Origin of the sequence: Mycoplasma testudinis ATCC 43263 (assembly GCF_000687795.1) — a bacterium.
Taxonomy (GTDB): Bacteria; Bacillota_I; Bacilli_A; order Mycoplasmatales; family Mycoplasmoidaceae; genus Mycoplasmoides; species Mycoplasmoides testudinis.
Map to the genome: position 1 here is coordinate 1 of NZ_JHXT01000021.1, position 24,211 is coordinate 24,211.

Consider the following 24,211-nt stretch of genomic DNA (forward strand, 5'->3'; position numbering starts at 1 on the left):
GTAAATTTGTTAAATTAGCAGGTCCTTGATCTTCGTTTTGAATTTTAGTTATATTGAATTCATCGAGATTTATAAAGTCGCTAATAAGTTCGTTTGCGTCTTCTTTAAATTTCAGGATTGATTTATTATTAAGATATTTTTTAAAAATGTAAAATTGCATCGTACTAACCTTTCATTTTTTTTGAACAAATTAATGATAGTACAAATTCCTTTGATTGGCAACAATCAAGGGATTTTTTTGTGTACTTTTTGTACCTTAAACGTCAAAAAATAGGTGATTGAGTAATTCTGATTGCCAGAATTTTCCTCTACCACCTATTTTTTTTATGAAATCTTATTAAAGCCACAGATAAAACAGGAAAGATAATTTAGTAAAATTGAAATTATCCAAGGGAACTGACAAAATTTAAAAAATTGTTTAAAAATAAAAAATGGGATGAAGCATTAACTAAATCCCATTTTTGATATGTTCTGACATACTTAAGACTTTAATTTAAGGTAATTGCCACGTGATTAAGTCTTGCGGTTTTTGTTGGTACATCTTAATTTTGTGATTTATATTAATCATCATTTAAAACTAACAAATTAATGGCGTCAGCAACAACAATTGAAGCTGGTGCGTCAAAAATATGAGTCGCATGTTTTTTAACAAAGTCTGGACTGCTTGCTAAAGTAGCACTGTATTTAGTTGTTTCAAACATACTAATATCATTTCCTGAATCGCCAATTGATAAGGTATTTTCTAAACTAATGTTTAACAATTTACTAATTTCTTTAATTGCTGTACCTTTAGAGACTCCTGATGGAATTAGTTCGAAAGCAGTTAAACCCGATAATACTAATTCGCCTCTAGGAATTTTATATTTCTTAGACATTTCTTGTTGCAAATGGTGAAAGTTAATATCATTAATATGATCTGGTTCAAAAAAGTAAACCATTTTTAAATAATCTGGATCATTTGAAAAATTTGAAGTATAAGAACTAACGCGTTGACTAAAATCACCTTCAAACGTTAAAAAATTGTTGACTAAATGGGGGCGTTCTTTAGCTTCGGCATTAAAGACGATTGAATCTCCTAAGCGATATGCACCAACGATAAATTTGTATCCCTTTTTAGTCAAATCGTCTTTAATAGCGGTTGCAATCTTTAAATATTTTTCATCAAGATAATGTTTTTTGATTATTTCTTTTGTTTGGGTGTCATAAATTACACCACCGTTGTAACCGACCAAATACCGGCATTTGTCGTCTAAGTGATAACTGTCATAAATTTTCATGGCATCAGTGTGTTTTCTTCCAGTGACAATTGTAAAAATTCTACCCGTCTTAATAAGACCATCAATTGCCTCGATTGCCTCAGGCCGAATGATGTGAAACTGATTGTTAAAACTTAATAAAGTTCCATCTAAGTCACAAGCAACTCATTGAATTTTTTTCATAAGTCGTTTTATTCCTTTATTTCGACAACACTAACTGTTGGAATCTTTTCATATTCTTCAATGATTTCAATTGCGGTTTTAGCAAATCTTTGTTCAATGTGATCACATGCGGTAGTAGAATTTAAAAATTTAATGGCATCTTTAAATAAATTAGCAACCATTTGTTTAGTTGGAAGAATTTTTTCGATAGGAACATTTCCAGTTTCATCTTGTCTAAAGGTGTCGCATAATGGTCCAAAGAAAGCGTCTAAAACTGCACTCGTAGCACTTTCGATGTCATTTGTTTTTTTGTATTTTTCTATTAAACTTTTGTTTACATAATTAGTGAATTTTTTTCAACTGAAATTATCAGTTTCATCATTTTTCAATAAGAACGTTTTTAGATTGTATTTTTTCTTTCCTTCGGTTTCTACATCTTCTAGCATGGTCTTGATTTCTTCGCTTGTTAATTCTTTAAATTCAAAAGTAAATCAAGCATCTAAATTACAACTAATTTTGCTTGTTGTTTCAGTTGTAGTTAAAATTATTTTTTTTAAATCGTTTCAAAATGAATTAACAGTATTTAAAAAATCCTTTAAATCAGTGCCACGTTCGTTTTCGAACTTGGCAATTGTTCTAGTTTTTCCTGTATAGTCATTCAATTCAGGCCAAATTAAACATTGAATTTTCTTTTCCATAAGCTCTCACTTTTGCGTTACTTTTTATTGTTTACATTTTATAATAATTAAACTCTATTAAAAGTAATATCGTTGTATTGGTTCTGTTATTTGGTGTTATTTTTTTGTCAAGGAATATTCATGAAAAAAATTTATATTGAAACCCCATGAGAGGTTGATAAATATGTAAGTGCTATCTTGCCATGTGATGCATATAAGCTTTCACACCGGTTGATGTATCCTGATGACACTACTAATCTATATACTGTTTTTTACGCACGTAAAAAGGATGGTAAATTTGCCGATTTAGCATGAAACCATAATTTTGCAAAAAAAGTGATACATCACATTTTGGAGAATTTTGCTAACGCTGTTGAACAATTAAGTAAAGAAACCAAGGTTTCAGATCCAATTTCAAAATTATTAATAAAAAAAATTAACACCGTATTTGGATTAAAGGATTTTTCAGGAAATTTTTTAAGTTGTTTAAAAAGTATTGGCAACTATGTTCGCGAATATAAAAAATTACCCATCATTGTCAAAGCACGAAAAACCAACGAGTATACACAATTTGATACTCCCTTAATTACTATTACTGGAATTGAGAATATTCAACCGGAAGCGGTTTGACTAATCAATTATTTTGAAACTATTATTTTGGAAAATATTTGACAATTTAGTACATCTTTAACTATTGCAAGAAATTATTACTACCTAGTTAAAGCAATGGCCGATAAAACATGTGTAAATCATGATTTTTTGCCTTACCAATGTCATGATTTTAGTATGCGGGGAATGAGTTCTTTATCAAGCGCAATCTATAGTGCTAACGCCCATTTACATTACTTTAACGGTAGCGACACTATTATTGGTGGAGAAAATGCACAATCAGTATTAGCTTCAGAACATTCAGTCATGTGTGCGCTTGGTAAAGAAAACGAATTTGCAACTTATGAAAGGCTCATTAAGAAATTTCCTAAGGGAATATTATCTTTAGTTAGTGATTCATGAGACTTGTGGAATGTAATGGATAAAATTTTGCCTGAATTAAAGCCCTTAATTTTAAAACGCGACGGTAAAGTTGTTGTTCGGCCTGATAGTGGAGATCCAATTCAAATTATTTGTGGAAAACCTAATTTCTCTTGAAACGACAAAAAAACCTGAGGAGTAATTCATTATTTAGATCATTATTTTGGTAGCACAGTAAATGCTAAAAAATATAAGGAAATAAATCCGAAAGTGGGAATTATTTATGGTGATGCTATCACTTACGAAAGAACTAAAGCGATTTTAGAAAATTTGGAAAAACAAAAATATGCTTCTAGTAATATTGTTTTTGGAGTAGGTGCTACAACTTATCAGTCTGTAACTCGTGATACCTTAGGGTTTGTTGCTAAGGCAACAGCCATCCAACGCCAAATTGGAAGAAATAAAATTTGAAGTGACATCATTAAAGATCCAGTGACAGACCATAAGAAGAAATCAATTAGTGGTCGTTTTAATACAGATAAATCGTTGGTAAAAATTTATTAGTTTTTTTGTTATTATTTGTTTTTAATAGTTTTTGACTAGTTATTTTTTAATTCAAAGACATGAAAGCAATTTAATTACAACAATTTAATTGAGATGTGTGTTACTATTTAGAGCGCTAACGGACAGTTTTAGATTAATCTTTAACTCCAAGCAATCTATCATCCATCAAAAGGAAAAAAATATGAATCCAAAATACGCCGAACCTGAATACGCACTAAAACATAGTAACATCACACCTGATTTGAAAACGACAGCATTAGTGATCATTGATCCCCAAATTGACTTCTTACATGAAAAGGGTGTAATGTGAGGGGTTATTGGTAAAAACGTGATTGAAACCGGAGTTGTTAAAAACTTGGCTAAATTATTCGAATTTGCCAAAAACAAAGATCTTAATGTCATTGTCTCACCTCATTATTATTACGATCATGACTATAAATGAGCTTTTGGTGGACCTGGTGAACATTTTATGCATGATGTTAAAATGTTCTACCGCGCTTCAATTTATAACGATAAGGGATTTGCTAACTCAGGTGCTGATTGAATGCCTGAATATCAAGAATACATTAAGGGTAAAAATGTAACAGTTTGTTCCCCACATAAAATCTTTGGTCCACAAACCAATGACACAGTTTTACAATTGCGAAAACGCAAAATTGATACAATTGTATTAGCAGGAATGTCCGCTAATCTTTGTGTTGAATCACACTTACGTCATTTTTTAGAAGAAGGTTTTGAAGTTATTGTTATTAAAGACGCAACTGCAGCTCCTCAAGCACCAGAGGGCGATGGGTACGAAGCGGCTTTGATTAATTATCGTTATTTAGCAAACGATCTAGTTACAACGGAAGATTTTTTGAGCCGTTTCAAAAAATAATTTTAAGACGAAATTTAAAATTAAAGGCATTATCTGAAGCCAATCCAATTCTTACTTTCATAGTATGTTTGGATTGGTTTTTTTATTTAAATTCAAACTTTTTAAAATATTTATTTAGAAACTAATATATTTTCTGGTTTAAAAAAAGTTTAGAAAACAGTTGAATATAAATTTATAAATTTGTTCTTAAATTGTCTTCAAACAAGACATATCGTTTTTTCTTTTTTCAAAGATAATTTTAGAGAACCAAATATTTAAAAAATTTCAAAGAGGAAAACAAATGAAAAATTTTGATTTTAAAGTTAAAACTGGAGACCTTTTACAGAAGCAGTTGAAAAATCTTTTCATGATTTACAATAATTATCGTTGTTGTGTTGTTTTTGATGAAAAAGAAAAACTAAAAGTTACAATAACTTCAGATTACATGATCTTTCAAGACGGTTTAATTAACGGAGAAATTAATATGACATTAGAAGATTTAGCGAAGTTAATGCAAGCTGGATTTAACAAATTAGATAGCAAGATTGAAGAAACAAACACTAAGATTGAAGAGACAGAAAATCGGCTTAACAAAAAAATTGAAGAAACAAACACTAAGATTGAAGAGACAGAAAATCGACTTAACACAAAGATTGAAGAGACAGAAAGTCGGCTTAACAAAAAGTTAGATTTTCATGAAACATTGTTTAAAGAACATGGTTGAATCTAGTTATATAGTATTACGTTAAAACCATCTTTTCTTATATGATCTTTCAAGACGGTTTAATTAACGGAGAAATTAATATGACATTAGAAATGTCCGACTAATTAATAGTTATCAAACAACCTTTAAATAAAATTAATAAGAAAAGTATTGTAAGCATTTATAAGTAAAATATAAGCACAAATACCGTAATAATCAAGGAGAAAATAAAAATGGATTTAAGTAAGTATATTCGAGTAATTCCGAATTTTCCAATTGAAGGTATTTTGTTTAAAGATATTGCCCCATTATTAGCGAATGGTCATGCATTAAGTTATACAATTGATAGAATGGCTGAACTATCAAAAGATGCAGATATTATTGTTGGTGCTGATGCTAGAGGATTTTTATTTGGCACGCCAGTAGCCGCTCAACTCAAAAAACCGTTTATTATGATTCGCAAAAAAGGAAAACTTCCTGGAGAAGTTATCAGTAAGAGTTATAGTCTGGAATATTCAAAAAATGTTTTAGAATTGCAAAAGGGTTTTGTTAAAGCAGGGCAAAAGGCAGTAGTTATAGATGATGTTTTAGCAACAGGCGGTACATTAGCGTGTATGACAGATTTATTAGAATCACAAGGAGTTATTGTGCAAAAAGTAATAGTCCTAATGGAATTGACTAATTTAAATGGCCGCAAATTACTTAAACATGATGTTGAGTCATTAATTAAAACAACCGAAGAATAGTTTCAGTCTGATATGCTGTTATACTTAGCTTATTATCGTAAGAATAAACGCTCAGATGAGCCTGTGTTTTTATCTGAGTAAACTGTCAATTTAAGTTTAAGTAATGTTACTTATTCAAATATTTAGCGTTAAAAATGCGGTTTTTGTCGACACAATACAGTTTTTTACTTATAATTATGAGGTATTTATAACTATCTCTGGAATTTTCTGGGATAATTTGAATTATTAATTTCTGGGTGGTGCATTGAATCAATCATCAAACCCATAATAAGGATCTTCGTATGGCTAAAAAATTAAGCGAATTTGAAAAATATGTATTAAAGTATGAACAAGAACAAGAAAAAGCAAAACAACGAGCTTTAGCAAAAGAACAAGGATTACCACCACCGCCTCCTAGTAAACCTGTTGCTCCAGGAGCAGCACCTGCTCCGGCAGCGGCTCCACACAAACCTGCAGCTCCAACTGGTGCTCACCCAGCTCCTGTTCATCAAACTCCAGAAGCTCAACCTGCAGCAAAGGAAGCTGCCCCAACTCCTGAGGTTCAAGAACAACCTAAGAAAAAAGGTCTTTTAGGCGGTCTTGGTGGATTTTTAAAGAAAGACAAAACAAAAGAAATTCCAACAGCAGAAGTTGAATCGTCTACTGTTAGTGGTCCTGAAATAGTTGTTCAAGGCTTAAAAGAATTTGCTGATTCTCACGGATTAGAAACAATTCAAGCTTCATACCAAATGGAAGGTAAAGAAATCGTTTTCCAACTTTCTTTCTCAAATAAACCATCAGCCCCTGCTGGATCTGATATTAAAGAAGTTAATGCGCAACCAAGATACGTTTTCAAAAAATGTAACTTCCAACAAATCAGAACTCAATTTATTGATAATTTGAAAACTGTATTTGAATTTTAATATAGAAATCTCTTATTAATCAATAAACAATCAAAGCCTCGTAATCTCTTGTGATACGAGGTTTTTTGTAATATTTCGATATTTGAGGTAAAAGTGCAAAAAGCTATAAGAATTTGTGCTAATAATTGTTTATTGATGGCATTTTGGACAGTCAAGTTAATTAATAACACAAAGCGAATCAAAGCAAGAACGGATAATAAACTGTTCAAAAGAATTAATGATTTAAATAATTTTCAAGTATGAAAAAATACTTTAATCGGTTTTATAAAATAATATAACCATACTGGATTTATTCGATAACAACATTTTTGAGAAAGTAACACCAACTCAATAACCAAATGCCTCTAGTTAATTGATTTTTTTTATTATTTTTTGGGTACTTTTATTGGTGTGATTCGTAGGCAAACTTTTAGTAAATCCACTTTTTTCTGAAAAAAAGTCACTTTTTACTAGTTATTTTGGCCTAAAAATGCTGATTTTCTTGATATTTGTTCAAACAACATTACTCAAAAATAAGAAATGTGATATAATTTTTAAGGTTTGTCTGTATGTAGATTGCTGGTACACCAATCGCCGTTGTCGCGGTATCAGGTAACTTCAATACAGAAACATTTGCAAAATAACGAGGCAACCAAATGCAAGAATTGAGAATTAAACTGAAGTCTTATGACAGTCGTTTGTTAGACCAATCAGCTAAGAAGATCGTCGAAATTGTTAAAGAATCTGGATCCACTATTAGTGGACCAGTTCCTTTACCTACAAAGAAAGAAATTTTTACTATTATTCGCTCACCTCACGTTGATAAGTCATCCCGTGAACAATTTGAACGAAGAACCCACAAACGCCTAATCATAATTAAAGATGCTAACGCAAAAACTATTGAAAATTTAAAGCGTATTAAAATCCCTGCAGGTGTTGACTTGCAAATTTTTGTTAGCTAATTTCAAATGCAGAAAGTTAAGGAGTAATTATGAAAGGTATTCTAGGAACAAAAATTGGGATGACCCAAGTGTTCGAAAAAAACGGTCGGTTAATTCCAGTTACGGCTGTTCATGTCGAACCCAACGTTGTAATTGGATTGAAATCCAAGGAGAAAGATGGCTACACTGCGACTATTTTAGGTTACAAAGAAGTAACTTCGAAGAAATTAAACAAAGCTGATCAAGGCGTCTTTAAAAAAATTAAACAAGAATCACGTAAAATCGTTCGCGAAGTTCGTGAAATGGAAGGCCATGAAATTGGTCAAGTTCTTAAAGTTAATGATTTATTCGCTGCCGGTCAATGAATAGATGTCCAAGGCACAACCAAAGGGCACGGATTCACCGGCGCAATTAAACGTTGAAACTTTAAGATTGGTCCTTTAGGACATGGTGCTGGTTACAAACACCGTTATCAAGGTTCAGTTCAAACTGGCCGTGGTGGTAGTCAAGCCCAACGTGTATTTAAAGGTAAAAAAATGTCTGGACATTATGGGCATGAAACTTGCACTGTTCAAAACTTGTCAATAGTAAGTTTTATTCCTGAAGATAATGTAGTTCTAATTAAAGGAGCCATTCCTGGACCAGTTGATAGCGTTGTTTTAATTCGAACTTCTATTAAAAATCCAATCAAAACAACTATATATGATTTGGTTGAAATTAAAGATGTTCCAGCTCCTGCACCTGCTCCTAAGGTTGAAGAAGTTAAAAAACCTGAAACAAAACCTGAGCCTAAGCCAGAACCAAAACCTGAGCCTAAGCCAGAACCAAAACCAGAGCCTAAGCCAGAACCAAAACCTGAGCCTAAGCCAGAACCAAAACCAGAGCCTAAGCCAGAACCAAAACCAGAGCCTAAGCCAGAACCAAAACCAGAGCCTAAGCCAGAACCAAAACCTGAGCCTAAGCCAGAACCAAAACCAGAGCCTAAGCCAGAACCAAAACCAGAACCTAAGCCAGAACCAAAACCTGAACCTAAACCTGAGCCTAAGCCAGAACCTAAGCCAGAACCAAAACCAGAACCTAAGCCAGAACCAAAACCTGAACCAAAACCAGAGATTAAGTCAGAGCCAAAAGTTGATGCCAAAAAACAACCACGTGATGTAGAACAAGTATTGGATGATGAACCAGATGTTCGCTTAAGAGTTGTTAAGGTTGATCCAACAAAGAAAGAACACAAGATTCTAACTAAAAAGGTTGACCCTAAGGAAGCAAAAGAAAAGTTAGAACAAGCAATTAAAACACGTGGGGCTCATGCTCACACTTCAACTGCGGAAAAAACAACAACCAAAAAAACTGCAGTTAAAAAAATCGTTGCCAAAAAACCAGAAGTCAAAAAACCCGCTGCAAAAAAACACGTAGTCAAAAAGTCAACATCAAAGTAAATTAAAAATACAAGGAAATTAGATTATGAATAAAATTCAACTATTCAACCTAGGTGGAGATGTTACTGGTGAAGTTGAAATTAATGAAAAATTAATTAAAGCTGAGCCCCATCAACAAGCCATCTTTGATGTTGTTCTATCTGAACGCGCGAGCCGTCGTCAAGGAACTCACTCGACTTTGACTAAAGGTGAAGTTCGCGGTGGTGGTCGTAAGCCTTATCAACAAAAACATACTGGTCGTGCTCGACAAGGTTCAAGAAGAAATCCTCACTACGTTGGTGGTGGAATTGTTTTTGGGCCTAAACCAACACGAAACTACAATTTGAAAGTTAACAAAAAAGTTGTACAGTTAGCTTTTTGTTCAGCTTTTAGCCACCAGTTAATAAACAAAAATGTTTTTGGTTTAATCGATGATGCAAATCCTGAAAAACCATCAACAAAAGCAATGTCTTTATTTGTTAAAAAAGTTGCTGGTACGAAAAAGGCTTTAATTGTTTTAGGTGCAGTTAATGATGTCTTATCATTATCTTCACAAAATTTAGAAAATGTCACTTTAAAAACTTGAAACCAAGTATCGACAGAAGATTTACTAAATGCACAAGCGTTGATTGTTCAACCAAGCGCATTAGTTCACTGAACAGAAAGGCTGCACTAATATTATGGATTTAATGAATGTATTACTTAAACCAATGCTAACTGAAAAATCTTATCAGGCACAAGCAGGAGAAGCTAAAAAGTATTATTTTTTAGCAAACCCAAAAGCTAATAAGACTTTAATTCGATTAGCATTTAAAGCAATTTACGGTGTGGCGGCTGATGAAGTGAACGTGATTGTTCGCAAACCAGCTAAAACTAAAACCGGAACTGCTCGTCCAGGTTTTACAAAATTGCAAAAAATTGCCATTATTACTTTACCGGCTGGTGTTGAAATTATGGTAACTGGAGAAAAAGTTGATGAACCAAAAGATAAAGATAAATCTAAAAAAGAAGAAAAGAGCGAAAAGGAATAGTTAACAATGGCAACAAAGAAAATCGTTAACCGCTCAAACAGTGGAATTCACCATCGGATAATTATTGATTATAAGAAAGAATTAACAACTGATAAACCTACTAAATCATTAACTATTCCAGCTAAGAAAAATGGTGGTCGTAATAATCAAGGGAAAATTACGGTTCGGCATCATGGCGGAGCACATAAAAGAAAATATCGGATTATTGATTTCAAGCGAAATATGTATGACGATAAAATCGGAACAATTAAATCAATTGAATATGATCCAAACCGAAGTGCTTTTATTAGTTTAGTTGTTTATGAAAATGGTGCAAAGACTTACATCATTTCCCCAGCTGGTGTCAAAGTTGATGACCAGATTATATCTAGCTCAAAAGCAGTTGATATTAAACCTGGGAATTGTATGCCTTTAGAATTCATTCCTGAAGGTACTAATGTTCATAACATTGAATTTACTCCAAAGCGAGGGGCTCAGGTTGCACGCAGCGCTGGTGCTTATGGACAAATCTTGGGTCAAGACGAAACCGGTCGCTATGTGATTTTGAAATTAATCTCTGGTGAAACTAGAAAATTCTTAAAAGAATGCCGGGCCACAATTGGTGTGGTTTCTAATAGCGACCACAACTTAGTATTAACTGGTAAAGCAGGTAGTACTCGTCATAAGGGAATTCGCCCGACAGTTCGTGGTTCAGCTATGAACCCAAATGATCACCCGCATGGTGGTGGTGAAGGTCGAACTCCTGTTGGTCGTGATGCGCCAAGAACTCCATGAGGGAAACGCCACATGGGTGTAAAAACTCGCAACATGAAAAAAGCTTCTAATAATCTTATCATTCGTAACAAATAAGGAAAATATCACATATGTCTCGTAGTTCTAAAAAAGGTGCATTCGTTGAAGTAAGTCTACTTAAAAAAGTAGTCACAATGAATACTTCCGGTAAGAAAAAACCAATTAAAACTTGGTCACGTCGTAGTACCATTTTTCCTGAATTTGTTGGAAACACATTCGCTGTGCACAATGGTAAGGTCTTTATTAATGTCTTTGTTACTGAAGATATGGTCGGTCACAAGTTGGGTGAATTTGCCCCAACCCGTCTATTTAAACAACATACGTCGAATCGTTAAGGAGATAAAACCACATGATTGCTATCGCAAAACAAAATCGGGTTCGTATTTCCCCGCAAAAAGCTCGCTTGGTTTGTCAGTTAATTGCTAATAAGCCAATTGCTCAAGCTCAAACGATTTTAGCCAATACTGATAAAAAAGGTGCCCGAATTCTTTTGAAACTTTTAAATGGAGTTATTAGTAACGCTACTAATAATCACGCGATGAAAGCTGATGCTTTATACGTTTATGAAGTAGTTGCGAACCAAGGTCCCGTTCTAAAAAGAACACTGCCTCGAGCCAAAGGTTCAGCTGACGTCATTCGAAAACGTTCAACTAACTTCGTGATTCAGTTATCAGATGACAAGAACGAACGAAGTCTAGCAGTTAAGCAAGTTAAAGAACTTGTTAAGAAGCGTGCTGAAGGACAAAAGAAATTAAAAGAAAAAATGATAGAAAAAACAACTAAGACTGAACAGGCAGCTGAACCTAAACAAGAACAAGGAGCGCAAAAGTAGATTATGGGTCAAAAAGTTAATTCGAACGGATTGCGTTACGGGATTAATAAAAACTGACAATCCCGTTGGGTACCACGAACTAATGCGCAAGCTGGTGATTGGTTAGTTCAAGATGAAAAAATTCGCAAATACTTATTTAAGAAATATCCTGATGCAAATATCAGTCATATTGAAATTGAACGAAGTCAATCACACATCGAAGTTTTCATTTATGCTGCTCAACAAATTTTAATTGTTGGCACCAATCAAAAAAACTTAGATGTTATCAAAAAAGACATCAATAAAATTGTGGGTCGGCAAATTAAAGTTGATATCACGGTCAGCGAAGTCGGCAACCCTGCTTTATCAGCTCGTTTAATTGCTCGTGAAATCGCTGATAGCATTGAACACCGTTCCCCATTAAGAAGTGCAATGAGAATGGCTTTGCGAAAAGTTTTAAAGAGTAATGGTAAAGGAATTAAGGTTCTTGTTTCAGGAAGATTAAATGGGGTCGAAATTGCTCGGGATAAAATGTATATTGAAGGTAATATGCCATTATCAACATTACGTGCTGATATTGATTATGCGCTTGAAGAAGCTCATATGTCTTACGGAGTGATTGGGGTAAAAGTTTGAATTAATCGTGGTCAATTATTTACCAAAGATTTAAACCGTAAGCCTGCTCATTTGGCTCGGCCAACCGGAGCACGACACCATGCTAACGATCGTCATGATCGCCCAGGCCGAAAACAACCTGCTAATACTAACACCGAAAGAACTCATGTTATTGAGTCATCAGATTTATTAGCAAGTTCTGTTGTTGCTAAAGACCTTAAAGAAGCTAAGGAGTAATTTATGTTACAACCAAAAAGAACTAAATATCGAAAGCCTCACAACGTTAGTTATGAAGGCCCAGCAAAAGGTAACTCCTATGTCGCTTTTGGTGAATACGGATTAATGGCAACAAGTGGTGGTTGATTAGATACCCGTTGCATTGAAGCAGCCCGGATTGCAATTAGTAAGTATATTGGTAAGACTGGTAAAATGTGAATTCGCATTTTTCCCCAAATGTCAAAGACCAAAAAACCACTAGAAGTTCGGATGGGTTCAGGTAAAGGTAATCCCGAAATCTGAGTCGCTGTTGTAAAACAAGGAACCGTGATGTTTGAAATCGGCGGTTTATCTGAAGAATTAATGAAAGAAGCCCTAACCCGTGCGGGACATAAACTCGGGTTAACAACGAAAATTGTTTCGCGTCAAGGAGTAACTCATGAATAAAGAATTACGAGCGAAGACAAACGAAGAACTATTGGAACTAGTCGTAAAACTAAAAGGCCAAATGTTGCAATATCGTTTTCGTTTAGCCCAAGGTGAACTTTCTAAAACTCACGTTTTAAAAGAAACCCGTCGCCTTCTAGCTAAAATTTATACGATTTTAACTGAACGTAAAGTTGATATTAATCTAACTAACAAAGTTAATAGTCTGATGTTACAACCAAAAGCCGCTGAAGCTGCTAAGCAAACTAAATCTGCTGTCAAGAAAACAATGGCAGAACGTAAAGCTGAAAGGTTACAACGCCGCTCAGAAAATAAGGCAAAGTTAGCTCAACAACCAAAGCAGAAATTTGAAAAGGCCAAGAAGCAAACCTATGCTAGTGTGAGTGGAATTAACCAACCTAAAAAATTGTCCAAAAATGACCGCCGAATGCAAAAGGCGAAAAAATCAAGTATTCGTCGAAAGGTAGGAGCATAAAATGGAACAACGTAATCACCGAAAGGTTTTTGTTGGTGTTGTCACTAGCGATAAAGCTAAGTTAACAGCAACTGTTAGAGTTGAAACTAAAGTTAAACACCCGATTTATAAAAAGTTAGTTATCAAACACAAAAACTACCACGCCCATAACGCTGGCGATGAACCTGCTAAAGTTAATGATCGTGTTGAAATTACTGAAACACGTCCATTATCTGCTACTAAGCACTGACGGATTAGCAAGATTCTCGAACGCGCCAAATAAGGAGATCTAAAGATGATTCAATTTATGACGCGGCTGAATGTTGCCGATAATACCGGAGCTAAAGAAGTTGGGGTTATTAAAGTTCTCGGTGGAACAAAACGGAAATATGCCTATGTGGGTGATATTGTGGTTGTTTCCGTGAAGAGTGCTGCCCCAACTGGAATGGTTCGTAAAGGTCAAGTTTTAAAAGCTGTAATTGTAAGAACTGTTAAAGGCGAACAACGCGCTGATGGAACACACGTTCGGTTTGATGAAAATGCTTGTGTCATTATTAAAGATGATTTAAGCCCAAGAGGAACCCGGATTTTTGGTCCTGTAGCCCGCGAATTGAGAGAAAAAGGTTTCGTTAAAATTACTTCATTAGCGAGTGAAGTTGTTTAGGAGAAGAAATTATGCAACGCATTAAAAAAGGTGATAATGTCACAGTTACCCAAGGTGGTAATAAAGGCTCTAGCGGTATTGTCTTAAAAGTTCTTTTAAAACAACAAAGCGCTATTGTTGAAGGTGTTAACAAGGTTAAAAAACACCAGAAGAGTGATGAACAAAAAAATCAAAAAAGTGAAATTGTGGAAAAAGAAGCGCCAATTAAATTAGCTAACTTAACCCTCACTGATCCCAAACATAAAGCCGCAACTATTGTTAAAGTGAAATACACAATTGATCCGAAGACTAATAAAAAAATTCGGGTGAATCGCAAATCCAATAACCAAATTGGAGGGAAATAATGCCTAGTCAATTACAACAAAAATATAACAATACAATTCGTAGTGAATTGCATAAAGAATTTAATTTGAAATCAGTTATGCAAATTCCTAAAATTGAAAAGATTGTGGTGAACATGGGAGTTGGTGACGCGACTAAAGACGCTAAGTTATTGGAATCAGCAATCAATGAATTAAAAGTTATTACTGGTCAAAATCCTACCGTTACTAAAGCAAAAAAATCTATTGCCACTTTCAAATTACGTGAAGGTCAAGCAATTGGCTGTAAAGTTACTTTGCGAGGCGACAAGATGTGATCATTCTTAGAACGTTTAATTAATGTTGCTTTGCCTCGGGTCCGGGACTTTAGAGGATTATCACCGCGAAGCTTTGATAGTCAAGCAAATTACACGATTGGTGTTAAAGAACAAATCATCTTCCCTGAAATCGTCTATGATGATGTTAAAAAAATTCGCGGCTTTGATGTTACATTAGTGACGTCAACAACTGACAAAACCCAAGCCTTACGGTTATTGACATTACTTGGATTACCATTAATTAAGCAAAAGGAGCAACGTTAAACTATGGCTAAAACATCATTAAAACAAAAACAATTACGCCAACCTAAATTTAGCGTGCGGGGTTACACCCGGTGCAAGCGTTGTGGTCGTCCTAAAGCGGTTTATCGAAAGTTTGGCGTTTGTCGTTTATGCTTCCGAGAATTAGCATACGCGGGTTGCATTCCCGGAATCAAAAAAGCATCTTGGTAATTTAAGAAAGGAATCATCACATGTTACATACAGATCCAGTGGCTGATCTACTAACAAAGATCAACAACGCGAATCGGGCCAAACTAACGGACGTGAAAACCCAAGCTTCAAAATTGAAATTAGCAATTTTAGAAATTTTGGTTAAAGAAGGTTATCTAAAGCAATACGAACTTTACGAAAACCACGAAAAAACTAAAGCGTTTGTGAAGATCAAACTCAAATACAATGAATCAAAAATTGGTTCAATTAATGGTTTGAAACAAATCTCTAAACCCGGTTTACGTGTTTATGCTTCTTTTGAAAAATTACCTCGCGTTCTAAATGGTTTAGGCGTTGCAATCATTTCGACTAGCGAAGGCTTAATGACAGACAAAATTGCTCGCATGAAAAAAATCGGTGGCGAAGTTCTCGCCTACGTTTGATAGGAGGATTACTAATGTCTCGAATTGGAAACCGCATTATTGAAATTCCTAGTGGTGTGAGCGTGAGCGTTAACGCGTTAAATTTACAAGTTAAAGGTCCTTTAGGATCACTTGAAATCCCATTTGCTATAAATAATCCATTAAAAGTTGAAATTGCAGACAACAAAATTAGCATTAAACGAATTAATGACTTAAAGCAAAATAAAATGTTACACGGGACATTTAATGCTTTAGTTAAAAACGCCATCATCGGTGTAACTGAAGGATTTAGTAAACAACTACAACTTGTTGGTGTTGGTTACCGGGCTGCTTTAAAGGGCACAGATTTATCTTTATCATTGGGCTATTCGCACCCCATCGAATTAAAGATTCCAAAAGATATTAAAGTAACTGTTGAAAAAAATACTTTAATTACTATTTCTGGCAGTGATAAGCAACACGTTGGTGAATTTGCCATTCAAGTCCGTAAGTGAAGATTACCTGAACCTTATAAGGGTAAAGGTGTGCTTTATGTAAATGAACACATCATTCGTAAAGCTGGTAAAACCGCTGAAGGGAAAAAATAAAACCGGGGTTAAGTTATGAAACAAATTAATATGAATCGTTCCGCCCGCCGTGACATGCGTCATGCTCGGGTAACTAAAAAATTCCGCTTGATTGATAATAGCCGTCCGGTTTTAGTTGTCTTTAAATCTAACTTGCACATCAGTGTTCAAGTTTGGGATTACATCACCAACAAAATTATTGCTTCAAGTTCATCCAAACAACTTAAATTAAAAAATGGCAATAAAGAAAATGCCATGACTGTTGGAACTGATATAGCTAAAAAATTATTAGCACAAAACGTGAGTGAAGTTGCCTTTGATTGCGGTGGTTCTAAATACCACGGGCGCATTGCTGCTTTAGCAGACGCGGCGCGAGCTGCCGGATTAAAATTCTAGAAAGAGAAATGTTAGTATGATGCCAAACGACGAAAAGCAAACTGCTGCAGTCAAACCAGCTGTAGACAATAAAAATACATCAGCGCCAACGACCGAAAAACGAAAATCATTTAACCGTTTTTCTGAAGAAGGTAAAAAAGCCGTTCTTAGCGGTCGGAACGCGGTAACTGGTGGAACAAGAACTCCGGGAAGATCACCATATCGCGGTCAACACACTGCCAAAGATGACAAAGGTGGAATTAATTTAGGCAGCGCCAAACACGCCGACGAACGCAACAAACGGAAAACCGAACGGAAAACCAAATCCGAATATGAAGAACGTGTTGTTAAAATCAACCGGATTTCAAAGACAACTAAAGGTGGTCGAAACTTACGTTTTAGCGCTTTAGTTGTTGTTGGTAACCGTAAGGGTAAAGTAGGTTATGGAATTGCTAAAGCTTTAGAAGTTCCAAATGCCATTAAAAAGGCATTACGAGCAGCTGAAAAGGGTGTTCACGAAGTAGCAATTAACAAGCATGGAACCATGTTCCACGAAGTTACAGGACGTAGCGGCGCAGCTCGAGTTTTACTAAAACCAGCACCTGCTGGAACAGGTATTATTGCTGGTGGTCCAATTCGGGCAATTATTGAATTGGCTGGATTTACTGATATTTACACAAAAAATTTAGGTAAGAATACTCCCGTCAACATGATTCAAGCGACCCTTAACGGGATCTTACAACAATTTACTCCTAAGACTATTGCCAAGCTTCGTAATAAAGAATTAAAGGATTTATAAGCATTTTATGGAATTACACAAACTTAAAAGCGTTCCCAATTCTCGCAAGCATAAAGCTAAAATAGTTGGTCGGGGTCACGGCTCAGGTTTAGGAAAAACTAGTGGTCGGGGTCAAAAAGGTCAAAAAGCCCGGAAGTCAGGACACACTCGTCCCGGATTTGAAGGGGGTCAAACTCCGTTATATCGTCGGGTTCCTAAATTTGGTTTTAGTACAGATGGATTCAAAACTAAACCCGTTTCTTTAGATATTAAAATTTTGTTGACTCACCCACAAAGAACTTATACACGAACTGATTTTGTTAATTTTAAATGAATTTCAAGTAAACTTAAAGCCCCAATTAAATTGATTGGGAATACCCAATTACCTGGACCAGTCGACATTCAAGTACAGTTTGCTACTAAAGCAGCAGCAGCGAGTGTTGAAAAAGCGGGCGGAAAAGTATTGCTTACAAACTTATCGGATGCTTTAAAAGCACACAAAAAAACCCAACAAAATTAATTCTTTAATTTTCTTTAAGGTACTAAATGGCAACCACTTCCAAAAACACTTCTTTCGGACAAAAAATAATTAACTTGATAAAAAACCGTGATTTCATGATCTCGGTTTTTGTCACGTTTTTTTTAGTTATCTTGTTTCGTGTTATTAGTGTTATTCCTTTGCCTGGAATTAGCGTTAACCAGCAAAACGCCAATGCTAATCAGAACGATTTCTTCACGCTGTTTAATTTGTTGGGCGGTGGTGGATTAAGCCAACTGTCGTTATTTGCAGTTGGTATTAGTCCGTATATCTCCAGTCAAATTATTATGCAACTGTTATCGACTGATTTAATTCCACCATTAGCGAAGTTAGCAAAAAGTGGTGAAGTTGGACGTCGTCGCATTGAAGTTATTACCCGGATTGTGACCTTGCCTTTTGCCTTAGTCCAATCGTTTGCTATCATTGCAATTGCAACTAATGGTCAAACCGCTGTAATTAGCGCCCCAACCGATGCTGCTAGTCAAGCGTTTTACATTATTACCATGACAGCGGGTTGTTACTTGGCAATTTTTATTGGGGATATGATTTCCAAAAAAGGTGTTGGAAATGGAATTACCTTATTAATTTTAAGTGGAATTTTAGCTCAATTACCAAATGGTTTTATTGCCATTTACAATGTCTTAAGTGGAATTTCCGTTTCCATTAATCCGTTGCTATCAAACATTATTAATTTCAGTATTTACTTCTTGGCATTTGTAATTTTGTTATTAGCTACAACCTTTATCAATTTGTCAATTCGCAAAATTCCGATTCAACAAACTGGTCAAGGAATGGTTGACGATATGAAAGCATTACCGTATTTACCAATTAAGGTTAATGCAGCTGGAGTTATTCCGGTTATTTTCGCATCATCGATTATGTCTATTCCCATTACAATTGCTCAATTCCAAGTCCAAAGTGAAGCCCGCTGGTTTGTGGAAGATTATTTGTCATTAACTACACCTGTTGGAATTACGCTGTATGGAGTATTTGTTATCTTGTTTACTTTCTTTTATAGTTACATTCAAATAAATCCAGAGCAGCTATCCAAAAATTTTGAAAAAGGTCATCGTTTTATTCCGGGAATTAGACCTGGATATGACACGGAAAAACACATTAATAAAGTTTTGTTAAGAACAAACTTTATTGGGGCACCTTTCTTGGCGGTTATTTCAATAATTCCGTATATCATTTCGATTGTGTTCAGGATTCCTACATCACTAAGCTTAGGCGGGACCGGAATTATCATCATGGTTTCAGCTAGTTTAGAATTCTTTAATGCTTTGAAGTCAGCAGCCACAACTACAAATTACCAACAATTACGGAATCAAATGGCGCAGTCGGTTAATGCGTTAGCACCAATTGCTTCTTCACCGCCATTGCCTGTTGCAGCTCAAATTAACACTCCTATAATTCCTGCTTCTGAAAAACCAACTAACGTTAAATCACAAGACGATGTGAGCCAACTATGATAACTAAAATTACTAAAAAACGAATTATTTTCTTAGGTGCGCCAGGCACTGGCAAAGGGACAATTTCACAATTGTTAAAACAACGTTTGAATTTTGTTCATTTATCAACGGGCGATATTTTTCGGAATATTGTTAGTACAAAAACTGCTTTAGCTGAAAAAGTTTCTTCTTTTTTATTGGAAGGAAAATATGTTCCTGATGATACAACCAATGAAGTTGTTAAAGAAACTTTAAGCACAAATTTAGGGCAGCTATCAAAATCGGGTTTTATTTTAGACGGGTATCCGCGAACCCTTGATCAAGCACAATACTTAAATACGTTAACACCAATCGATTGTGCATTGTTACTAGAGCCAAGTGATTTGAATTTTATTGTTAAGCGTTTAAGCGGCCGGAGAGTGTGCCCTTCGTGTCAAACAATTTATAATGTTAACGTTTCGCAAATGCAGCCTAAAGTTGCAAATCAATGTGATAAAGACAACACGATTTTGATGGCCCGAAAGGATGATGGTGCGTTAATTGTGGAAGGACGGATTCGCCATTATTTAGATACCATTCAACCAGTAATTGATTTTTATTTAAACCAAGGGTTATTAGTTAAAATTGATGCCAATTTAGAATTAGAGGATTTGTATTCTGCAGTTGTAGATACATTAAAATAATAATGTCGGATTTTGTTCATATTAAAAATGCTAAAGAAATAGCCGGAATTAAAAAAGCTTGTGCAATTTATCAAGATTTAAAAAATACCTGCTTGCAAAAAAATTTTATTAATTGAACATTAAAAGATATTGACTTGTTTACCAAAGAATTTATTGAAGCGCGAAATGCGAAATGTGCGTTTCATGGGTATATGGGCTACCCTGGATATAATTGTATGTCCAAAAACGCCGTTGTAATTCACGGGATTGGAACCGAACACGAAACATTCAATCCCGGTGATAAATTAACATTTGATGTTGGCGTAGAGTATGAAGGGTTTATTTGTGATTCGGCCTTCACAATCTGCGCAGCACCAGTAGCGCAAGAGCTACAAGATCTTTGTTTAGTTACAAGAAAAGCAATCGATGTTGCTTGTACTGTAATTAAACCAAATAATCGCATTGGGGATATTAGCCATGCGGTGCAAACTTATGTTGAAAGCCATAATTACCAATTGTTACGTGATTATGGTGGTCATGGTTGTGGTGTTGCCATTCACGAAGGACCATTTATCTTGAATTATGGGAAGCCCAATACTGGGCCAACTTTAAAACCAGGGATGGTCTTGTGCATTGAACCAATGGTCCTGCAAAAAAACCACGAAGCATATTTAGCAAAAGACAAATGATCTGTAATTGCTAAAAAAACAAACCAATTCGTTTGTCACGAAGAAGCCATGGTGCTGGTGACTAATGATGGTTATGAGTTATTAACTCACTAAAAAGGAGTTGCATTTTTGAAAGAAAATATACTTAGTCTGAAAGGCGTTGTTAAAGAAGCGCTTAAAGGCGACAAATTCAAAGTTAAATTAGAAAACGATTTATTAATCGAGGCGCACGTATCGGGTAAAATTCGTATGCACAAAATCAGAATTTTACCAGGTGATACTGTTGAAGTTGAGTTTAGTCCGTATGACTTAACACGTGGTCGCATTATCTACCGTCTGTAATTTAACAAGAATCAAGAAAGGCAAAAATTGTGAAAGTACGTTCATCCGTTAAACCAATTTGTAAAGACTGTAAAATTATTAAACGCAGGGGGCGCGTACGAATTATTTGTAAAATCCCCAAACATAAACAACGACAAGGATAATTAGGGGGAAAATTACTTTAAAATGGCACGTATTTTAGGGGTTGACATCCCCAACAACAAACGCGTGGAAGTCGCGTTAACATACATTTATGGAATCGGTTTATCGCGATCCCAAGAAATTTTAACTAAAGCGAATGTTGATCAAAACAAACGCGTTAAAGATTTGAGTGAAGAAGAATTAGCTAATATCAGAAATATCGCTAGCGCTTATATGTTAGAAGGTGACTTGCGTCGGGAAACCGCTTTTAACATTAAACGTTTAATGGAAATTAATTCCTGACGGGGGATTCGTCACCGCCGGAATTTACCAGTTCGCGGGCAACGCACGAAATCAAACGCCCGGACCCGAAAAGGACCGCGTAAAACTGTTGCCAACAAGAAAATGGAAACTAAATAAGGCAGGAGATAATTCAATATGGCTAAGAAGAAACGATTATCGTTTAATAATGGAATTGCGCACATTCACGCAAGTGCGAACAATACCATCGTAACCATTACAGACGAAAAAGGTAATGCCTTAACTTGAGCATCCAGTGGAACAATTGGATATAAAGGCTCAAAAAAGAAAACCCCATATTCAGCTGGCGTAGCGGCTGATGCAGCTGCTAAGGAAGCAATGGAAATGGGTTTATCAACCATTAAAGTTTACGTTAATGGAGTTGGTCGTGGAAAAGACACTGCAATTCGGAGTTTACAAGCTGCAGGATTGAGTATTACTGAAATTAATGATGTGACCCCAATCCCTCACAACGGATGTCGTCCTCCTAAAAAACCACGCTAGTAAAGGAAATTACATAAAATGGAACGATTTATTAAATATGACATTAATGTTGTAAAAGAAGAAGATAACAAGAATCTTGGTCGCTACAGTATTCACCCTTTACAAAGTGGATTCGGGATTACGATTGGAAATGCGCTTCGCCGCATTATGTTGTCAAACTTACCTGGCGCAAGTGTCTTTGCGGTTAAAATTAAAGATGTGACTCGAGAATTTCAAGCAATTCCAGGGGTTGTTGAAGACGTTACCCAAATTATCTTAAACTTGAAAAATTTAGTTGTAGTAATTAATGAAAACGTTATTAGCGATCAAATGTTGGCTGAAACTCCAGTAGAAAAGTGACCGGTTTTAAAACTTGATATTTCTGAACCAGGAGATATTAGTGCTGCTCAAATCGAATGTCCAGCTGGATTTGAAATCATTAATAAAGATTTGCACATTTGTACAAAAACAAGTGACAAGTCTAAAAAGTTAACAATGGAAATTTATGCAACTCGTGGCCGGGGATTTAAAACCTTTAGTGAAAACCGGGATTTAATGAAGACCTTGTTGGTTTTACCAGTTGATAGTAATTTTTCACCGATTGTTAAAGTTAGTTATTCAGTTGAAGAAGTGAAATCTTCAAAAGATTCAATGACTGATCGATTGTATTTGGAAGTGGCAACCAATGGTGCTATTACAGCAGGCGATGCAATCAGTATGGCGGCAAAAATTTTGGTGGAACACTTAAATCCATTAATTGATATTAACCAATCATTGCACGACCTTGAAGTGATGCGCGAAAAGAGTTTGGAAGTTCGCAGTCAAACTCTTTCGACACCAATTGAAAATTTGGATTTAACTGTACGCTCATACAACTGTTTGAAACGTCAAGGAATCCAAACTATTCAAGAATTGACTGAACGTCCAAAAAACGAAATTGAAAAAATTCGTAATCTAGGGAAGAAATCCCTCCGTGAAATTAATAAGAAATTATTAGAATACGGTTTGAAACTTAAAAACTAAGGAAGCCTTGATAGATGTCTTATATTAATCGAAGAGGCAAAGATACTGCCTACACAAATATGGTAATCAAGCAACAAGTCAGCGACGTTATTGCTTATCATGAAATTAAAACCACAATTACCAAAGCTAAAGAAACCCAAAAACGGGTTGAAAAAATGGTAACTTGAGCTAAATCTGGATCTTTAAATGCAAGAAGATTAGCTGCTCGTTATTTAATGGCAACTCAAAAACTTGATGCAGATCAATTGTTGCAACATTTATTTAACGATATTGCTAAAGCAACTAAAGACCGTAATGGTGGTTATACACGAGTTTTAAAATTGGGTAAACGCCAAGGCGATGCTACTGAAATGGCTATTTTGCAGTTTGTTGATAAGATTAACAACTTCAAAATCAAAGCTAAACCAGCTAAAGCTAAACCAGCAAAAGAAGTTAAACCAGTTAAAGCTAGTGAACCTTCAAAAGTAGTTGATGCTAAAAAAGAAGTTGAAGCAAAAAAAGAAGTTACTCCACCTGTTGTTAAAGCTCCCGAAATTAAGAAATAATAATTACTTTCTTACTTGGGTGTGCAACAATAATAAATAGAATTAGAAGCATTACTAAATGCTTCTTTTTTTATGCTAATGTGGTTAATAGATTCATTTCAAGCTATTCGTTTTTTTGTTTTTTTTAAAAACTAATTTATAAAAGTTATTTTCGTTAATTTTTCACAAAATGAACAATTGCGTCTGGTTTAATTCCTAAGCTTTCTAATTTCTTAGTTACGGCATTAAAATCAGTTTTTCAAATCTTGAAAACGTACGCCTTTGATTTATTTTGTGAGCGATGCATTCCATACAACTTTGCTAGTTGTTCAAATCAGGCGTTAGATTCATTGCGAAAGATATTGTAATAACGAACTTCGTTTCCAGTATACGTTATGATTGGTTCATCTGGCGGTGGAATCGGAGTTTCATCTGGATGATATTTTTTGATTAAAGTGTATAATTTGCTTATTTCTCTTTTTAAATCATTTTTTAATTCGCTTTTTGTCTCATTCAATTTGTTGTTTGTCTCATTTAATTTGTTATTTGTATCATTCAATTTGTTATTTGTTTCTTTTAATTCATTCTTGGTTTCAACCACATTTTTTGCTACCCAAGACAAAGCTTGGCCTAGTTTATTAATTGTTCATCCGTCTTTGCCAATATCTTGAATATTATTAATTAAGG

36 protein-coding genes and 1 pseudogene are annotated in these 24,211 nt (G+C 35.0%); 34 read left to right on the plus strand and 3 right to left on the minus strand.

Going from position 1 to position 24,211, the window contains the following annotated elements; translation table 4 throughout:
- Window positions 1-560: 560 nt before the first annotated feature.
- Together T384_RS0104910 and T384_RS0104915 are read right to left on the minus strand one after the other, a co-directional pair.
- Window positions 561-1,439 carry a Cof-type HAD-IIB family hydrolase gene (locus T384_RS0104910; protein WP_027120081.1) on the minus strand — a complete coding sequence of 293 codons (879 nt, stop codon included), beginning with the start codon at window positions 1,437-1,439 and terminating at the stop codon, window positions 561-563.
- 8 nt (window positions 1,440-1,447) lie between these two features.
- Window positions 1,448-2,116, minus strand: coding sequence for a hypothetical protein (locus T384_RS0104915; RefSeq protein WP_027120082.1), 669 nt, complete (start codon window positions 2,114-2,116; stop codon window positions 1,448-1,450).
- Between the two features lie 120 nt (window positions 2,117-2,236).
- On the opposite strand from T384_RS0104915, the gene T384_RS0104920 reads away from it, so the two are divergent.
- The 34 genes and pseudogenes from T384_RS0104920 to rplQ form a co-directional block, all read left to right on the plus strand.
- Window positions 2,237-3,628 carry a nicotinate phosphoribosyltransferase gene (locus T384_RS0104920; RefSeq protein ID WP_036499280.1) on the plus strand — a complete coding sequence of 464 codons (1,392 nt, stop codon included), beginning with the start codon at window positions 2,237-2,239 and terminating at the stop codon, window positions 3,626-3,628.
- A 181-nt stretch (window positions 3,629-3,809) separates the two neighbouring features.
- The gene (locus T384_RS06625) at window positions 3,810-4,505 is read left to right on the plus strand and encodes a cysteine hydrolase (RefSeq protein ID WP_052663569.1); all 696 of its coding nucleotides are present in this window, start codon (window positions 3,810-3,812) and stop codon (window positions 4,503-4,505) included.
- A 280-nt stretch (window positions 4,506-4,785) separates the two neighbouring features.
- Window positions 4,786-5,214 (plus strand): coiled-coil domain-containing protein, encoded by a 429-nt coding sequence (locus T384_RS0104930; RefSeq protein WP_027120084.1) that lies wholly within the window; start codon window positions 4,786-4,788, stop codon window positions 5,212-5,214.
- A 206-nt stretch (window positions 5,215-5,420) separates the two neighbouring features.
- Window positions 5,421-5,933 carry an adenine phosphoribosyltransferase gene (locus T384_RS0104935; protein WP_027120085.1) on the plus strand — a complete coding sequence of 171 codons (513 nt, stop codon included), beginning with the start codon at window positions 5,421-5,423 and terminating at the stop codon, window positions 5,931-5,933.
- A gap of 281 nt (window positions 5,934-6,214) precedes the next feature.
- Window positions 6,215-6,835, plus strand: a complete 621-nt coding sequence (locus tag T384_RS0104940; protein WP_027120086.1) for a hypothetical protein — start codon at window positions 6,215-6,217, stop codon at window positions 6,833-6,835.
- A gap of 635 nt (window positions 6,836-7,470) precedes the next feature.
- Window positions 7,471-7,776, plus strand: coding sequence for a 30S ribosomal protein S10 (rpsJ, locus tag T384_RS0104945; protein ID WP_027120087.1), 306 nt, complete (start codon window positions 7,471-7,473; stop codon window positions 7,774-7,776).
- Window positions 7,777-7,805: 29 nt separating this feature from the next.
- Window positions 7,806-9,194, plus strand: coding sequence for a 50S ribosomal protein L3 (gene rplC / locus T384_RS07490; protein WP_211247136.1), 1,389 nt, complete (start codon window positions 7,806-7,808; stop codon window positions 9,192-9,194).
- A gap of 25 nt (window positions 9,195-9,219) precedes the next feature.
- Window positions 9,220-9,849: a 50S ribosomal protein L4 gene (rplD, locus tag T384_RS0104960; protein ID WP_027120088.1), complete on the plus strand. Its 630-nt coding sequence runs from the start codon at window positions 9,220-9,222 to the stop codon at window positions 9,847-9,849.
- A 4-nt stretch (window positions 9,850-9,853) separates the two neighbouring features.
- Window positions 9,854-10,204 carry a 50S ribosomal protein L23 gene (locus T384_RS0104965; RefSeq protein ID WP_027120089.1) on the plus strand — a complete coding sequence of 117 codons (351 nt, stop codon included), beginning with the start codon at window positions 9,854-9,856 and terminating at the stop codon, window positions 10,202-10,204.
- A gap of 6 nt (window positions 10,205-10,210) precedes the next feature.
- Window positions 10,211-11,053, plus strand: a complete 843-nt coding sequence (gene rplB, locus T384_RS0104970) for a 50S ribosomal protein L2 (RefSeq protein ID WP_027120090.1) — start codon at window positions 10,211-10,213, stop codon at window positions 11,051-11,053.
- 14 nt (window positions 11,054-11,067) lie between these two features.
- The gene (rpsS, locus tag T384_RS0104975) at window positions 11,068-11,331 is read left to right on the plus strand and encodes a 30S ribosomal protein S19 (protein ID WP_027120091.1); all 264 of its coding nucleotides are present in this window, start codon (window positions 11,068-11,070) and stop codon (window positions 11,329-11,331) included.
- A gap of 14 nt (window positions 11,332-11,345) precedes the next feature.
- Window positions 11,346-11,828, plus strand: a complete 483-nt coding sequence (rplV, locus tag T384_RS0104980; protein ID WP_027120092.1) for a 50S ribosomal protein L22 — start codon at window positions 11,346-11,348, stop codon at window positions 11,826-11,828.
- Window positions 11,829-11,831: 3 nt separating this feature from the next.
- Window positions 11,832-12,659, plus strand: a complete 828-nt coding sequence (rpsC, locus tag T384_RS0104985) for a 30S ribosomal protein S3 (protein WP_027120093.1) — start codon at window positions 11,832-11,834, stop codon at window positions 12,657-12,659.
- A gap of 3 nt (window positions 12,660-12,662) precedes the next feature.
- Entirely contained in the window at window positions 12,663-13,085 is a 423-nt protein-coding gene (gene rplP, locus T384_RS0104990; protein ID WP_027120094.1) for a 50S ribosomal protein L16, read from the plus strand.
- Complete coding sequence (gene rpmC, locus T384_RS07050) at window positions 13,078-13,560, plus strand: 50S ribosomal protein L29 (RefSeq protein ID WP_052663571.1); 483 nt, start codon at window positions 13,078-13,080, stop codon at window positions 13,558-13,560. The genes rplP and rpmC overlap by 8 nt, the downstream gene beginning before the upstream one ends.
- 1 nt (window position 13,561) lies before the next feature.
- The gene (rpsQ, locus tag T384_RS0105000) at window positions 13,562-13,822 is read left to right on the plus strand and encodes a 30S ribosomal protein S17 (protein ID WP_027120095.1); all 261 of its coding nucleotides are present in this window, start codon (window positions 13,562-13,564) and stop codon (window positions 13,820-13,822) included.
- A 12-nt stretch (window positions 13,823-13,834) separates the two neighbouring features.
- Window positions 13,835-14,203, plus strand: a complete 369-nt coding sequence (rplN, locus tag T384_RS0105005; protein ID WP_027120096.1) for a 50S ribosomal protein L14 — start codon at window positions 13,835-13,837, stop codon at window positions 14,201-14,203.
- An 11-nt stretch (window positions 14,204-14,214) separates the two neighbouring features.
- Window positions 14,215-14,547, plus strand: a complete 333-nt coding sequence (gene rplX, locus T384_RS0105010; RefSeq protein WP_027120097.1) for a 50S ribosomal protein L24 — start codon at window positions 14,215-14,217, stop codon at window positions 14,545-14,547.
- A complete protein-coding gene (rplE, locus tag T384_RS0105015) occupies window positions 14,547-15,104 on the plus strand; it encodes a 50S ribosomal protein L5 (protein WP_027120098.1) in 558 nt (185 codons plus the stop codon). The genes rplX and rplE overlap by 1 nt, the downstream gene beginning before the upstream one ends.
- 3 nt (window positions 15,105-15,107) lie before the next feature.
- Window positions 15,108-15,293, plus strand: coding sequence for a type Z 30S ribosomal protein S14 (locus T384_RS0105020; RefSeq protein ID WP_027120099.1), 186 nt, complete (start codon window positions 15,108-15,110; stop codon window positions 15,291-15,293).
- A gap of 20 nt (window positions 15,294-15,313) precedes the next feature.
- Entirely contained in the window at window positions 15,314-15,718 is a 405-nt protein-coding gene (rpsH, locus tag T384_RS0105025) for a 30S ribosomal protein S8 (protein WP_027120100.1), read from the plus strand.
- 11 nt (window positions 15,719-15,729) lie between these two features.
- Window positions 15,730-16,281: a 50S ribosomal protein L6 gene (rplF, locus tag T384_RS0105030; RefSeq protein ID WP_027120101.1), complete on the plus strand. Its 552-nt coding sequence runs from the start codon at window positions 15,730-15,732 to the stop codon at window positions 16,279-16,281.
- 15 nt (window positions 16,282-16,296) lie between these two features.
- Complete coding sequence (gene rplR / locus T384_RS0105035; RefSeq protein ID WP_027120102.1) at window positions 16,297-16,656, plus strand: 50S ribosomal protein L18; 360 nt, start codon at window positions 16,297-16,299, stop codon at window positions 16,654-16,656.
- Between the two features lie 16 nt (window positions 16,657-16,672).
- Complete coding sequence (gene rpsE / locus T384_RS07665; protein WP_408631981.1) at window positions 16,673-17,434, plus strand: 30S ribosomal protein S5; 762 nt, start codon at window positions 16,673-16,675, stop codon at window positions 17,432-17,434.
- Between the two features lie 7 nt (window positions 17,435-17,441).
- A complete protein-coding gene (gene rplO / locus T384_RS0105045; RefSeq protein WP_027120104.1) occupies window positions 17,442-17,933 on the plus strand; it encodes a 50S ribosomal protein L15 in 492 nt (163 codons plus the stop codon).
- 26 nt (window positions 17,934-17,959) lie between these two features.
- The gene (secY, locus tag T384_RS06645) at window positions 17,960-19,426 is read left to right on the plus strand and encodes a preprotein translocase subunit SecY (protein WP_084266147.1); all 1,467 of its coding nucleotides are present in this window, start codon (window positions 17,960-17,962) and stop codon (window positions 19,424-19,426) included.
- Window positions 19,420-20,085, plus strand: coding sequence for an adenylate kinase family protein (locus T384_RS0105055; protein ID WP_027120105.1), 666 nt, complete (start codon window positions 19,420-19,422; stop codon window positions 20,083-20,085). Before secY ends, T384_RS0105055 begins: the two co-directional genes overlap by 7 nt.
- A gap of 2 nt (window positions 20,086-20,087) precedes the next feature.
- Window positions 20,088-20,846, plus strand: a complete 759-nt coding sequence (map, locus tag T384_RS0105060) for a type I methionyl aminopeptidase (protein ID WP_036499285.1) — start codon at window positions 20,088-20,090, stop codon at window positions 20,844-20,846.
- A 15-nt stretch (window positions 20,847-20,861) separates the two neighbouring features.
- The gene (gene infA / locus T384_RS0105065; protein ID WP_027120107.1) at window positions 20,862-21,074 is read left to right on the plus strand and encodes a translation initiation factor IF-1; all 213 of its coding nucleotides are present in this window, start codon (window positions 20,862-20,864) and stop codon (window positions 21,072-21,074) included.
- Window positions 21,075-21,103: 29 nt separating this feature from the next.
- Window positions 21,104-21,217 carry a 50S ribosomal protein L36 gene (rpmJ, locus tag T384_RS07165; protein WP_084266148.1) on the plus strand — a complete coding sequence of 38 codons (114 nt, stop codon included), beginning with the start codon at window positions 21,104-21,106 and terminating at the stop codon, window positions 21,215-21,217.
- Window positions 21,218-21,239: 22 nt separating this feature from the next.
- Window positions 21,240-21,614 carry a 30S ribosomal protein S13 gene (gene rpsM / locus T384_RS0105070; protein ID WP_027120108.1) on the plus strand — a complete coding sequence of 125 codons (375 nt, stop codon included), beginning with the start codon at window positions 21,240-21,242 and terminating at the stop codon, window positions 21,612-21,614.
- Between the two features lie 18 nt (window positions 21,615-21,632).
- On the plus strand, window positions 21,633-21,998 hold the full coding sequence (gene rpsK / locus T384_RS0105075) for a 30S ribosomal protein S11 (protein WP_027120109.1): 366 nt from the start codon (window positions 21,633-21,635) through the stop codon (window positions 21,996-21,998).
- Between the two features lie 18 nt (window positions 21,999-22,016).
- Entirely contained in the window at window positions 22,017-23,000 is a 984-nt protein-coding gene (locus T384_RS0105080; protein ID WP_027120110.1) for a DNA-directed RNA polymerase subunit alpha, read from the plus strand.
- Between the two features lie 14 nt (window positions 23,001-23,014).
- Window positions 23,015-23,374 (plus strand): annotated as a pseudogene (gene rplQ, locus T384_RS06650) (50S ribosomal protein L17); the annotation flags it as partial.
- Window positions 23,375-23,699: 325 nt separating this feature from the next.
- On the opposite strand, the gene T384_RS07415 reads toward rplQ, so the two are convergent.
- On the minus strand, window positions 23,700-24,211 hold a 512-nt coding region (locus T384_RS07415; RefSeq protein WP_027120111.1), incomplete at its 5' end, for a coiled-coil domain-containing protein.